The organism is Citrobacter sp. S39, from assembly GCF_009495675.1.
Taxonomy (GTDB): Bacteria; Pseudomonadota; Gammaproteobacteria; order Enterobacterales; family Enterobacteriaceae; genus Citrobacter; species Citrobacter freundii.
The window spans coordinates 591,129-603,946 of record NZ_CP045555.1 but is presented as its reverse complement, the minus strand read 5'-3'; the positions used below and the strand labels follow the sequence as shown (position 1 = coordinate 603,946).

Annotated in this window: 9 protein-coding genes and 1 pseudogene; 7 read left to right on the top strand and 3 right to left on the bottom strand. The window is 50.1% G+C overall.

All coding sequences use genetic code 11. The annotated features are described in order from the left end of the window. Positions 1-33 precede the first annotated feature (33 nt). The 3 genes from tyrB (at position 34) to GFB57_RS02755 (ending at position 2,672) form a co-directional block, all read left to right on the top strand. On the top strand, positions 34-1,227 hold the full coding sequence (gene tyrB, locus GFB57_RS02765; protein WP_008324291.1) for an aromatic amino acid transaminase: 1,194 nt from the start codon (positions 34-36) through the stop codon (positions 1,225-1,227). Positions 1,228-1,474: 247 nt separating this feature from the next. Continuing rightward, positions 1,475-2,188 carry an acid phosphatase AphA gene (aphA, locus tag GFB57_RS02760; protein ID WP_003031718.1) on the top strand — a complete coding sequence of 238 codons (714 nt, stop codon included), beginning with the start codon at positions 1,475-1,477 and terminating at the stop codon, positions 2,186-2,188. A 127-nt stretch (positions 2,189-2,315) separates the two neighbouring features. Next, on the top strand, positions 2,316-2,672 hold the full coding sequence (locus GFB57_RS02755; protein ID WP_003031719.1) for an MmcQ/YjbR family DNA-binding protein: 357 nt from the start codon (positions 2,316-2,318) through the stop codon (positions 2,670-2,672). Positions 2,673-2,787: 115 nt separating this feature from the next. Here GFB57_RS02755 and uvrA read toward each other — a convergent pair whose 3' ends face one another. Further along, positions 2,788-5,610, bottom strand: coding sequence for an excinuclease ABC subunit UvrA (gene uvrA, locus GFB57_RS02750; RefSeq protein WP_003031720.1), 2,823 nt, complete (start codon positions 5,608-5,610; stop codon positions 2,788-2,790). A gap of 251 nt (positions 5,611-5,861) precedes the next feature. Between uvrA and ssb1 the strand changes: the two genes are divergently transcribed. Together ssb1 and GFB57_RS02740 are read left to right on the top strand one after the other, a co-directional pair. Next, the gene (ssb1, locus tag GFB57_RS02745; protein ID WP_003031723.1) at positions 5,862-6,386 is read left to right on the top strand and encodes a single-stranded DNA-binding protein SSB1; all 525 of its coding nucleotides are present in this window, start codon (positions 5,862-5,864) and stop codon (positions 6,384-6,386) included. Between the two features lie 481 nt (positions 6,387-6,867). After that, positions 6,868-9,177 carry an autotransporter outer membrane beta-barrel domain-containing protein gene (locus tag GFB57_RS02740; RefSeq protein WP_290366932.1) on the top strand — a complete coding sequence of 770 codons (2,310 nt, stop codon included), beginning with the start codon at positions 6,868-6,870 and terminating at the stop codon, positions 9,175-9,177. A gap of 84 nt (positions 9,178-9,261) precedes the next feature. Here the strand turns inward: GFB57_RS02740 and GFB57_RS02735 are convergent, their stop codons facing one another. Further along, on the bottom strand, positions 9,262-9,543 hold the full coding sequence (locus GFB57_RS02735) for a YjcB family protein (protein ID WP_003031727.1): 282 nt from the start codon (positions 9,541-9,543) through the stop codon (positions 9,262-9,264). Positions 9,544-10,094: 551 nt separating this feature from the next. Between GFB57_RS02735 and GFB57_RS02730 the strand changes: the two are divergent. Continuing rightward, positions 10,095-11,681, top strand: a pseudogene (locus GFB57_RS02730) (EAL domain-containing protein). Positions 11,682-11,683: 2 nt separating this feature from the next. On the opposite strand, the gene soxS reads toward GFB57_RS02730, so the two are convergent. Then, positions 11,684-12,007 carry a superoxide response transcriptional regulator SoxS gene (soxS, locus tag GFB57_RS02725; protein ID WP_003031731.1) on the bottom strand — a complete coding sequence of 108 codons (324 nt, stop codon included), beginning with the start codon at positions 12,005-12,007 and terminating at the stop codon, positions 11,684-11,686. A gap of 86 nt (positions 12,008-12,093) precedes the next feature. Between soxS and soxR the strand changes: the two genes are divergently transcribed. Then, entirely contained in the window at positions 12,094-12,552 is a 459-nt protein-coding gene (soxR, locus tag GFB57_RS02720; protein ID WP_003031733.1) for a redox-sensitive transcriptional activator SoxR, read from the top strand. The last annotated feature ends 266 nt before the right edge of the window (positions 12,553-12,818 follow it).

The following is a 12,818-nucleotide window of genomic DNA, read 5'->3' as shown; positions in this document are numbered from 1 at the left end:
TTAACCCTTGCCTGTAAACCTGGAGAACCACACGTGTTTCAGAAAGTTGACGCCTACGCCGGCGACCCGATTTTATCGCTCATGGAGCGCTTCAAAGAAGATTCACGTAGCGACAAAGTGAACCTCAGCATCGGCCTGTATTACAACGAAGACGGAATTATTCCTCAGCTTAAAGCGGTGGCGGAAGCGGAAGCTCGACTTAATGCCAAACCGCATGGTGCTTCGCTGTATCTGCCGATGGAAGGTCTGAACACGTATCGTCATACTATTGCGCCGCTGCTGTTTGGCGCAGATCATCCGGTTCTCCAGCAGCAGCGCGTCGCAACTATTCAGACGCTGGGCGGCTCCGGTGCGTTAAAGGTTGGCGCAGACTTCCTGAAACGCTATTTCCCTGATTCTGGCGTATGGGTCAGCGATCCGACCTGGGAAAACCATATCGCGATTTTTGAGGGGGCTGGATTCGAAGTAAGCACTTACCCCTGGTATGACGACACGACTAACGGCGTGCGTTTCAACGACCTGCTGGCAGCGCTGAATACTTTACCGGCGCGCAGCATCGTGCTGCTGCATCCGTGCTGCCATAACCCGACGGGTGCGGATTTAACTCCTGCGCAGTGGGATAGCGTTATTGAGATCCTGAAAGCACGCGATTTGATTCCGTTCCTGGACATTGCTTACCAGGGCTTCGGTGGTGGAATAGAAGACGACGCCTATGCGATTCGCGCCATTGCCAGCGCCGGATTGCCCGCTCTGGTCAGTAACTCATTCTCGAAGATTTTCTCCTTGTACGGCGAGCGTGTCGGCGGACTGTCTGTAGTATGTGAAGATGGTGATACTGCCAGCCGCGTTCTGGGGCAGCTAAAAGCGACGGTACGCCGGAACTACTCCAGCCCACCAAACTTTGGTGCGCAGGTAGTTGCCGCGGTACTGGGTGATGACGCGCTGAAAGCCAGCTGGCTGGCGGAAGTCGAAGAGATGCGTACCCGCATTCTGGCGATGCGTCAGGAGCTGGTTAACGTATTGAATGCAGAGATCCCGGGCCGTAACTTTGACTACCTGCTGCAACAGCGCGGTATGTTCAGCTATACCGGGCTTAGCGCAGCCCAGGTTGATCGCCTGCGCGATGAGTTCGGTGTGTACCTGATCGCCAGCGGTCGCATGTGCGTAGCTGGGTTGAATCACGGTAACGTGCAGCGCGTGGCAAAGGCATTTGCCGCCGTCATGTAACCGGCTTTGTATGTTGCCGGATGGCTGCGTAAATGCCTTATCCGGCTTACAAAGGTATATGGATTTTCGTTTGTAGGTCTGATAAGCGTCGTGCCATCAGGCACGCTTTCCTGTGTGATCGTGCTCCTTTTCCAGGGCAAAACCAGAGAAAATCCTTCCTTTCCCTCCCCCTAAGGGGTAAGGTCAGATAGTTTTTTGACCAGTTGTTAATAAAAAATGATAACTAACTGACTACTTAGGGAAAAATATGCGCAAGTTTACGTTGGCACTGAGTGCCGTTTGTTTATTGTTCACGCTAAATCAGCCAGCCCAGGCACTCGTTTCTTCTCCCTCTCAGCTCAATCCAGGCACCAATGTTGCAAAACTCGCTGAGCAGGCTCCCATTCACTGGGTCTCCGTGGCACAAATTGAAAACAGCCTGGCCGGACGTCCGCCGATGGCGGTCGGGTTTGATATTGATGACACAGTCCTCTTTTCCAGCCCAGGCTTCTGGCGCGGTAAAAAAACGTATTCTCCGGACAGTGAGGATTACCTGAAGAATCCGGCCTTCTGGGAAAAAATGAATAACGGCTGGGACGAGTTCAGTATTCCAAAAGAAGTCGCGCGCCAGCTAATTGATATGCATGTGCGTCGTGGTGACAGCATCTTTTTCGTGACCGGGCGTAGCCAGACGAAGACTGAAACGGTGTCGAAAACGTTGTCTGATAACTTTCACATCCCGGCAGGCAATATGAATCCGGTCATTTTTGCCGGCGATAAGCCGGGCCAGAACACCAAAACGCAGTGGTTACAGGATAAAAATATCCGCATGTTTTACGGTGACTCCGATAATGACATCACTGCCGCTCGCGACGTGGGTATTCGTGGTATTCGCATTTTGCGCGCCTCTAACTCCACTTATAAGCCGCTGCCACAGGCCGGTGCGTTTGGTGAAGAGGTGATCGTCAACTCGGAATATTGAGGACACTGGCTGCGGATTGCTGTTTTTTTAAACAAATTTACATTGCTGGCTTTTACCTTTTGCGGACTTGCTGCACACTGAATAAATGATGTTCTCATTAGGCAATATGCTGGTAAGGGGAATAAAGATGACGAATTCGGAGTTGCTGCAATACTGCATGGCAAAAATGGGCGCGGAGCAGAGTGTTCACAGTGACTGGAAGGCCACGCAAATCAAAGTCGAAGATGTGCTTTTTGCCATGGTAAAAGAGGTGGAAGAACGCCCGGCGGTGTCTCTGAAAACCAGCCCAGAACTGGCAGAGTTGTTGCGCCAGCAGCATAGCGATGTTCGGCCAAGCAGGCATCTCAATAAGGCGCACTGGAGTACGGTGTATCTGGACGGCTCGCTGCCGGATTCACAGATTTATTATCTGGTCGACGCTTCTTATCAGCAGGCTGTGAACACGCTGCCTGCTGATAAACGGCGGATACTGACGCAGCCCTGAACGGTCTTGTTAAGCGTAGCGCCATCAGGCACAACCGTTGCCTGATGCTGCGCAAGCGCCTTATCAGGCCTACAAGCTTTATGCGTGTTCTGTGGGCCTGATAAGTGTTGCGTAGTTACAACAGTGGTTTGAGGAAACGTGCCGTGTGTGAGGCTTCACACTCAGCGACCGTTTCTGGTGTGCCGGAGACAAGAATTTCGCCGCCGCCGCTGCCACCTTCCGGACCGAGATCGACAATCCAGTCAGCGGTTTTAATCACGTCCAGATTGTGCTCAATCACCACGATGGTGTTGCCCTGATCCCGGAGCTGATGCAGTACGTCCAACAGTTGCTGAATATCCGCAAAATGCAGACCGGTGGTCGGCTCATCGAGAATATACAGCGTTTGCCCGGTACCGCGTTTTGACAGTTCGCGCGCCAGCTTCACGCGCTGCGCCTCGCCGCCCGAGAGTGTGGTAGCGGACTGACCCAGTCGGATATACGTCAGGCCAACGTCCATTAGTGTTTGCAGCTTACGCGCCAGCGCTGGAACGGCATCGAAGAACTCGCGTGCTTCTTCAATCGTCATATCCAACACTTCGTGGATAGTCTTGCCTTTGTACTTAATTTCCAGCGTTTCGCGGTTATAGCGCTTGCCTTTACATTGATCGCACGGCACGTAGATATCCGGCAGGAAGTGCATTTCGACTTTGATCACGCCGTCGCCCTGACAGGCTTCACAGCGTCCGCCGCGGACGTTAAAGCTGAAACGCCCCGGGGTGTAACCGCGTGCACGTGACTCCGGCACGCCGGCAAACAGTTCGCGCACTGGCGTAAACACGCCGGTGTAGGTTGCCGGGTTAGAACGCGGCGTACGGCCAATCGGGCTTTGGTCAATGTCGATCACTTTGTCGAAATGTTCCAGGCCCTGAACGTCGCGATACGGCGCAGGTTCAGCCAGCGTCGCACCGTTCAGCGCCGTCTGCGCAATCGGGAACAGAGTATCGTTAATCAGTGTCGATTTACCCGAACCGGAAACACCGGTAATGCAGGTAAATAAACCTACCGGCAGCGTCAGGGTGACATCTTTCAGGTTGTTGCCGCGTGCGCCGGTGAGCTTCAGCACTTTCTCTGGGTCAGCCGCAACGCGCTGTTTAGGCACTTCAATCTTGCGTTTACCGCTCATGTACTGGCCGGTCAGCGACTCAGGCACTGCCATGATGTCGTCGAGCGTCCCTTCGGCGACGACCTGACCGCCGTGAACACCCGCGCCGGGGCCGATATCGATAACGTGGTCAGCGGCGCGAATCGCATCTTCATCGTGCTCGACTACAATGACGGTATTACCCAGATTACGCAGGTGGATAAGCGTACCCAGCAGACGCTCGTTATCGCGCTGATGCAAACCGATAGACGGTTCATCCAGCACGTACATTACACCGACCAGACCCGCGCCGATCTGGCTTGCCAGACGAATACGCTGGGCCTCACCGCCGGATAGCGTTTCCGCCGACCGCGATAGCGTCAGGTAGTTGAGGCCGACGTTGACCAGGAACTTCAGACGATCGCCAATCTCTTTAAGAATTTTCTCGGCAATCTTCGCCCGCTGACCCGCAAGCTTCAGATTGTTGAAGAAATCCATTGCATGACCGATGCTCATGTCAGAAATTGCAGGCAGCGGCGTATTTTCAACAAATACGTGGCGGGCCTCGCGACGTAAACGCGTCCCTTCACAACTGGCGCACGGTCGGTTACTGATGAATTTGGCTAATTCTTCGCGTACCGCACTGGATTCCGTCTCTTTATAACGACGCTCCATATTGTGCAGCACACCTTCAAACGGGTGACGACGTACGGACGTATCGCCGCGATCGTTCATGTATTTGAATTCGATATTTTCTTTACCCGAACCGTACAGCACCACTTTATGCACGGTAGGGCTCAGGCTGGCCCATGGGGCTTCAACGTCGAATTTATAGTGTTCAGCCAGAGACTTAAGCATCTGGAAATAATAGAAGTTACGGCGATCCCAACCACGAATAGCACCACCGGCCAGCGACAGTTCCGGGTTTTGAATCACCCGGTCAGGATCGAAATACTGCTGCACGCCGAGACCGTCACAGGTTGGACACGCGCCCGCTGGGTTGTTAAACGAGAACAGCCGAGGTTCCAGTTCGCGCATGCTATAGCCGCAGATAGGGCAGGCGAAGTTAGCGGAGAACAGCAGCTCTTCCGCTTTCGGGTCGTCCATATCGGCGACCACCGCCGTACCACCGGACAGTTCCAGCGCGGTTTCAAAGGATTCAGCCAGTCGTTGGGTGAGATCGTCACGAACTTTAAAGCGGTCAATCACCACTTCAATAGTGTGTTTCTTTTGCAGCTCAAGCTTGGGCGGATCGGAAAGGTCACACACTTCGCCGTCGATACGGGCGCGGATATAGCCCTGGCCCGCCAGGTTTTCCAGCGTTTTGGTGTGCTCGCCTTTACGCTCCTTAATTACCGGTGCCAGCAGCATCAGACGTTTGCCTTCCGGCTGGGACAGGACGTTGTCCACCATCTGGCTAACGGTCTGCGCTGCCAGGGGAACGTCGTGATCCGGACAGCGCGGCTCGCCAACGCGGGCAAACAGCAGACGCAGATAGTCGTGAATTTCGGTAATTGTACCTACCGTGGATCGCGGGTTATGGGACGTCGATTTTTGTTCAATTGAGATGGCAGGAGAGAGCCCCTCAATGTGGTCGACATCCGGTTTTTCCATCAGCGACAGAAATTGACGCGCGTACGCGGAAAGGGATTCAACGTAACGACGCTGCCCTTCGGCATATAAGGTGTCGAAAGCGAGCGAAGATTTGCCTGAGCCCGAAAGCCCGGTGACGACAATCAGCTTGTCGCGCGGGATGACGAGGTTGATGTTTTTGAGATTATGGGTGCGGGCGCCCCGAACTTCGATCTTATCCATTCATCTTTCCCGGATTAAACGCTTTTTTGCCTGGCTGCATGGTGCTACCGGCGATCACAAACGGTTAATTATGACACAACCTGACCTGAATGGATATACAGTATTGGAATGCAAAACGCATGTTCCTGTGCAACAATGTCTGGCGGGGGTTGTTTACTGGAATCAACTTCGCAACGTAGTAAAAGCGCTATTGGAAATGCTACAATCCCGCGCTTACACTTATTCAGTAACGTTTTTCAGGAGACACGATCATGGCCAGCAGAGGCGTAAACAAGGTGATTCTCGTCGGTAATCTGGGCCAGGACCCGGAAGTACGCTATATGCCGAATGGTGGCGCAGTTGCCAACATTACGCTGGCTACTTCCGAATCCTGGCGTGATAAAGCGACCGGTGAAATGAAAGAGCAGACTGAATGGCACCGCGTTGTGCTGTTTGGCAAACTGGCGGAAGTGGCCAGTGAATATCTGCGTAAAGGTTCCCAGGTCTATATCGAAGGTCAGCTGCGTACCCGCAAATGGACCGATCAGTCCGGCGTAGAAAAGTACACCACTGAAGTTGTTGTTAACGTTGGCGGCACCATGCAAATGCTGGGCGGTCGTCAGGGCGGTGGTGCTCCGGCAGGTGGCGGCCAGCAGCAGGGTGGTTGGGGTCAGCCTCAGCAGCCGCAGGGCGGCAATCAGTTCAGCGGCGGCGAGCAATCTCGTCCGCAGCAGTCCGCTCCGGCAGCGCCGTCTAACGAACCGCCGATGGATTTCGACGACGATATTCCGTTCTAAGATAGCTGAACGTATTAACGTTCGTACTAATGAAAACCCCGTTGCGACGGGGTTTTTTTACATCTCTTATTCAGAATTAATTATTCGGTATTTTCTGGTTTATCATCGTTGCTTGATGATTCATTTAATGCGAGCTGATTGGCGCTAACATTCGATAATATTTATTTATAACCATGGGGAATAAAAATAAATGTAGGTATTATCGAATAATAAAAGAAAATATGAAGATAATAATTGGTGGATATGTGTCGTACATTCAAATTCTTCTTTTTGAGATAGTTTCCCGGCGAATAATATTTAATTAAATTAATGGAAAAAATGTATTTTACTGCATGGTAAATATTGACAAATTAATGTCTGGCTTTAAATAATACTTTTGGCTTATCAATTCTTCGTTAATGAAAATACGTTTATTATCCGCTGCTTTTTATTGGTGGGGGTTGATAAATGCTTTGATAAACTATTTATTATGGAGCTGATTATGTATCAACGGAAGATAAACCCTAAAGCAATAATACCCTTCGCACTTTCATTTACCGCGGCACAGTTGGTTTGTGCTGGATTAGCGAGTGCAAAAAACTATGAACTAAATTATATAGATGTTGATGGTGGTCAGGAAGGGATCATCATTCGGGATACGATTGCTGATGACAAAAACTATGACATCACGGTGAATATTGATAACCCTGTGCGAGATGAAAACAACGGTCTTGAGGTGAAGATTGGCAGCATCACCAAAGACCAGGCGGGAGAGTATCACATTGGCAATTACAACGTTAATATTAGCGGAACCACACAGCAGGAACACCGCGCAGGACTGGCTTTTTTTGGCGTATCCGCCGAAGGTCAGAACACCAACGTCACCATTGATAACTTTAGTCTGAAAAATACTTTCTTAATCGGTTCTAAATATACCCATAACAATACCGCGTTGTATGCGGGAAGCGGCGCGAATATCTCTGTAAACGGCAATGTGTACATCCGTTCAGAGGTTGAACATACCAACGATGGGGAAGATGCCACGCTGGCAAATAATGGAATCTATGCTCGCGGTGCAGGTTCAACTATTACGGCGAACGGTGGCGATGTTTACATTAATACTTACGCCAGTAATTTTAAAGAACTGCTGGAGAACAACAGCGGTTATCCTGATGGCTCATCAAAAAGCGATGCAGTCAGTGCTAAAGATGGTGGTATCGTTAATATTAATCAGTCGGGCGAGAACAAGGTTAATTTATTGGGAAATATAGACTTCGGCGATAAGTTATATACTCACACCAGTCAGATGAATATTACCCTCAATGGCGCAGAGTCATTCTGGCATGGGCATGAAGCGAATTACCTGGACACCGACAGCGGTAAATGGACGGGAGATTTGAATCTGACGCTGACGAATCATGCCTACTGGATCCCGGATGGCCAAGACGCTCTGATAAGCGCCATTACGTTGCAAGACGGCGGGACGGTAAACCTGCACGGTTTTAACCTGCATACTAATCAGAGCATCAACGAAACCGTGAAGATTCACGATCTGAAAGGCAACAACGGTATTTTCCTGATTGATGTAAACACCAATAAAACCGATGAGCAGCGGCGTAATGGTAGCGACTTTATCGAAGTCGTTAAGAGCAGCACCGGGGGAACTCATGCCATTGAGGCGTTAAATATTAATAAGCTCAGCGATCTGCAAGACGATATCTGGGTTGCCGATGCTGCCAGCAATGTGACGTTCGAAGCGTACGATAAAGTCGATATCACTAACGAGTATGTATATGACTATAAACCGCTACTGCGTTCTGATATCCGGGAGGGCGATCCGGCAAGTCAGTATGGCACAAACTGGTATATCACGGGGGTTTCAACGAAAGCCAGTGCGGCGAGCAACACCGCGATTGCCAATGCCGGGTTGAACTACGCGGCGGCCACCGCTCGTCTCGAAATCGACAGCCTGAATAAGCGTTTAGGGGAATTACGCCAGAATCAGCAGCAAAATGGTCTGTGGATACGCTACAAAGGTGGCGAAATGGAAAGCGATAATGGCAGCTATTTCAAAAACCTGTATAGCTTCTGGCAGCTTGGCTATGACAATAAAGAGGAAGGTGAACACTCAGTCTGGACACGAGGCATTGCGGCGCATTACATGAGAGGTAACGCTGACTTTACTTATGGCACGGGTGATAACAAGAGCTACGGTGGTTCACTTTATGCTGCATGGAATCGTCCGGAGAAACAGGACTACCTGGATCTGGTGCTGAAATATAGCCGCCATGAGAGTGATTTTAACTACCGAAATGTGTATGGCAACACGGGGATGGCGGATAGCAGCACGTGGTCAATCAGCGCCAGCGCAGAATACGGTCGTGAGTTTAGTCTGGGAGAGTCCTCTTTCATCGAACCGCAAGCGCAGCTCGTATATACCCGGTTGGATGAAGCTCGTTATACCACCAGCAGCGGGCTGCGGGTTCGTCAGAACGATATCGACAGCGTGATTGGTCGCGTCGGATTGCGCGGAGGTTATCGCTTTGAAGAACGTCCGGACAGCGACATTTATGTGAAGCTGGATCTGCTGCACGAGTTTGCCGGCGATCGTGATGTCACCGTGTGGGGTAAAGATGCGTCCATGACGGTTCGCGAGGGAGGAAGTGACTCGTGGATTAACTACGGTATTGGAACCAATATCCATCTTACTCAGAACAATAATTCCCGACTGTACGTTGACCTGGAAAGATCGGCTGGAGGCGACATTGATATGAACTGGCAGGTGAACGCAGGTTTCCGTATGGAGTGGTAAGCGGTTAGCGGAATGTCAGTTCCATCGTTATCGCTTAAAACCGTGTCCGACCGGGTATGTTCCTGGTCGGACACGCTGTTGTTATCAGTTCAACACCATCGGCCAGTCTGGCGGTGTATGGCTCATCACATCAACCATCACGGTTTCAATATTCTTCCAGATCGTGGACATATCCACCAGGGTTATGCCGAGCAATCCTGTCGCAAACCAGCAGGCAAAAACCAACCCTAAACCGCTGCTAATGACGGCCAGGCCAATATAGTCTGATTTACGAAAACGGATATTGAGCGTACTGGCTAAAAACATCAGCACCGCGCTGAGTAGTTGCCACCGCAGAAGAACCACGCCAGTTGTTATTGTTGCCATGAAAAACGTCCTCAGAAAGTCTGGATGCCCAGGACAGCGCGGGGGTGTTCACCGAGGGTGTGATACTCTGGCTATCGACGGGCAATAACATGAATGAAACATTGTTTCTGTTACATTATTTTGTGAACTATATCACATATGGTCGTTTGTTCACCACTATCGGACGCTATTTTTGTAGGCCTAAAACCACTCTGATTGTGTGGTTTAATTTAATGAAGGGTTGATAGTAAATAACCATGTTTTAAACATGTATGTAATCTGCTTGTTATATTTATCCTAAATTAAACGTTAAAAAACTTTAATGAATTTCTTAAACGCAGCCAGGATAATGCTCATAAAAAATTACTCCGTGGGGATAATCACGTTATGAAATAAGCATAACTTTAAGTTTGCCTTACGGAAAAATAATATCATCATCAACTATTATCAGACTTTTACATAGAGAAGTCTGTTGCTAATACTGATAGATTCATGCAACTTAATCAGTCGGTGTTTATAGCATCCTGCCTTGATGGGTTCTGGCATATACGAAACAGGGAAATAGGGCTGACATGAATCACAGTGCGCGACGCAAGATGCTGAAGTTTCTGGGAACATTCATGGTGGTATTGTTCCCCGTGGTGCTGGCGATTTGGTTTGCACATATCCGGGCGATGACCGAAACCCATAACCAACTCCGCTCTTTTGCTCAACTGGTGTTAAATAAAACAGAATTGGTAATCCTACAAGCCGATTTGGCGCGTGATATGGCCCAGTTGTATCAGGGTAAGATGTGTACCCCGGCACATCAGAAAAGTATGCTGAATATTATTCGCGGTCGTTTATATATCAGTGAGCTAATTTATGCGCAGGGCGATCATTTTTTGTGCTCTACGTCTATGGCGCCGCCTGTTACTTATATTATGCCGACAGCCGACTATAAACGTACGCCGGATATCGCCATCTATTACTACCGCGATACCCCTTTTTTCGCTGGCTACAGAATGACGTACATGCAACGTGGGAACTACGTCGCAGTCATAAATCCATTATCCTACAGCGAAGTCATGTCAGATGATCCGGATCTGTCCTGGGGCGTATATGACACAGTAACAGATACGTTTTTCTCTGCCAGCGAAGCGGCAAATATTGCGCAATTCGCGCCTCTCGTACGCGGTGAAGCCTCGACCTTTCAACAAGACGATCGCTTTTACACCATCGTGCATTCAGAAAAACGCCCAATTGCGATCATTGTGTCGACCTCACACAACCGCGTAAGTCAGATTTTCTATCACGAGGCGGCGTTAACCATTCCCTTCGGGATTATCTGCAGCATCCTGATACTGCTAATGTGGTGGCGCACGCGTCAGGAATACTTATCTCCCCGGCGCTTACTAAAACGCGCGATCAAAAAACGTCAGCTTTGCCTGCATTACCAGCCGATCATTGATATTAAGAATGGGCAATGTGTTGGTGCTGAAGCTCTGCTGCGCTGGCCGGGTTGTAAAGGTGAGGTGATGAGCCCGACGGAGTTTATTCCGTTGGCTGAAAAAGAGGGAATGATTGAGCGGATCACGGATTATGTCGTTGAAGAGGTGTTCAACGATTTGGGGTATTTTCTTTCGGCGCATCCTCAGCTTTATATCTCGATTAACCTTTCCGCTTCTGACTTTCATTCATCCCGATTGATTGCTCTGATTAACGACAAAAATCGTGAGTACTCCGTGGCGGCCCAGCAAATTAAAGTCGAAGTGACGGAGCGGGGGTTCATAGATGTACATAAAATGACCCCAGTAATCCAGGCGTTCCGCAAGGCGGGTTATGAAGTGGCGTTTGATGATTTTGGCACGGGATATTCCAATCTGCATAATTTATCAGCGCTGAATGTCGATATCCTGAAGATCGACAAATCGTTTATTAGCACGTTGTCCACTAACAGCACCAGTCACTTGATTGCCGAACATATTATTGAGATGGCGCAAAGCTTACACCTGAAGACGATTGCGGAAGGGGTGGAAACGAAGGAACAAATCGAATGGCTGCTTGAACGCGGCGTACAGTATTGTCAGGGCTGATATTTTGCGAAGGCGCTGCCGTCGCAGGAGTTCATGCACTGGATACAACGGTCGCCCGCCATACTGACGCAGAGCGGGCAATAAGCTTACAGGCGGTGGCGGTAATCGCTGGGGGTACGATCAAACTCGCGGCGAAACACGCGCGAGAAGGTTTGTTGCGATACATAACCAAGATCCATCGCGATATCGAAAATAGGTCGCTCAGTCGTCCTCAGTTCAACCGCCGCCAGCAGAAGTCGTCGCTGGCGGATGTAGTCACCCAGCGTCTGGCGCGTCACCGTGCGGAACATTCTCTGTAAATACCACTTCGAGTAACCTGATTTTTTCGCAACCGCCTCAATGTTCAGCGGCTGATCGATATGTTCATCAATCCATTCAATAAGGGTCTGAATAATCTGCTGATGGGACATAGGGCTGCCTCTTTCTCAGTATTCGATTCGTCGTTTTGTCTGTGGGCGAGTATAATTCCTCAAGTTAACTTGAGGTAAAGCGATTTATGGAAAAGAAATTACCCCGGATAAAAGCGCTGCTCACGCCAGGTGAAGTTGCAAAGCGTAGCGGCGTGGCAGTTTCGACCCTGCATTTCTATGAAAGCAAAGGGTTAATCAGCAGCATGCGCAACAGCGGTAATCAGCGTCGCTACAAACGTGATGTGTTGCGTTACGTGGCGATTATCAAGATTGCTCAACGTATTGGGATCCCGCTGGCAACGATTGGCGACGCGCTGGGCGTATTACCTGAAGGACATTCACTTAGCGCTAAAGAGTGGAAACAGCTCTCTTCGCAATGGCGTGAAGAGCTGGACCGACGCATTCATACTTTGGTGTCGCTACGTGATGAGCTGGATGGATGTATTGGTTGCGGCTGCTTGTCGCGCAGCGATTGCCCGTTGCGTAACCCAGGCGATCAGCTGGGCGAGCAAGGAACCGGGGCGCGACTGCTGGAAGATGATTGATTGGTTTAAATATATGACGGATATATACCCTAAATAATTCGCGTTGTGGGAAGGCGGCAAGAGCACGAATCCCTAAACTAAGTGATTCGGGTGAGTAAACGCGGCCAACACACCTGCAACGTGAAGTATGACGGGTATAAAACTAAAGCGCCACAGAGGGCGCTTTAGTTTGGTTCCGGTCTTCGTCTTTCACTCTATCCCGCTGGTTCACGGGAGGGTTTCCCCCGACATCAACACCCCTCAGTCGAGCACATTAGGGGAGGTTC

What these genes read in the sequence shown, in the direction of transcription:
- soxS (WP_003031731.1), bottom strand. Translation starts at nt 12,007, where the DNA reads ATGTCCCATCAGCAGATTATTCAGACCCTTATTGAATGGATTGATGAA.
- uvrA (WP_003031720.1), bottom strand. Translation starts at nt 5,610, where the DNA reads ATGGATAAGATCGAAGTTCGGGGCGCCCGCACCCATAATCTCAAAAAC.
- GFB57_RS02755 (WP_003031719.1), top strand. Translation starts at nt 2,316, where the DNA reads ATGACGAATTCGGAGTTGCTGCAATACTGCATGGCAAAAATGGGCGCG.
- aphA (WP_003031718.1), top strand. Translation starts at nt 1,475, where the DNA reads ATGCGCAAGTTTACGTTGGCACTGAGTGCCGTTTGTTTATTGTTCACG.
- GFB57_RS02735 (WP_003031727.1), bottom strand. Translation starts at nt 9,543, where the DNA reads ATGGCAACAATAACAACTGGCGTGGTTCTTCTGCGGTGGCAACTACTC.
- ssb1 (WP_003031723.1), top strand. Translation starts at nt 5,862, where the DNA reads ATGGCCAGCAGAGGCGTAAACAAGGTGATTCTCGTCGGTAATCTGGGC.
- soxR (WP_003031733.1), top strand. Translation starts at nt 12,094, where the DNA reads ATGGAAAAGAAATTACCCCGGATAAAAGCGCTGCTCACGCCAGGTGAA.
- GFB57_RS02740 (WP_290366932.1), top strand. Translation starts at nt 6,868, where the DNA reads ATGTATCAACGGAAGATAAACCCTAAAGCAATAATACCCTTCGCACTT.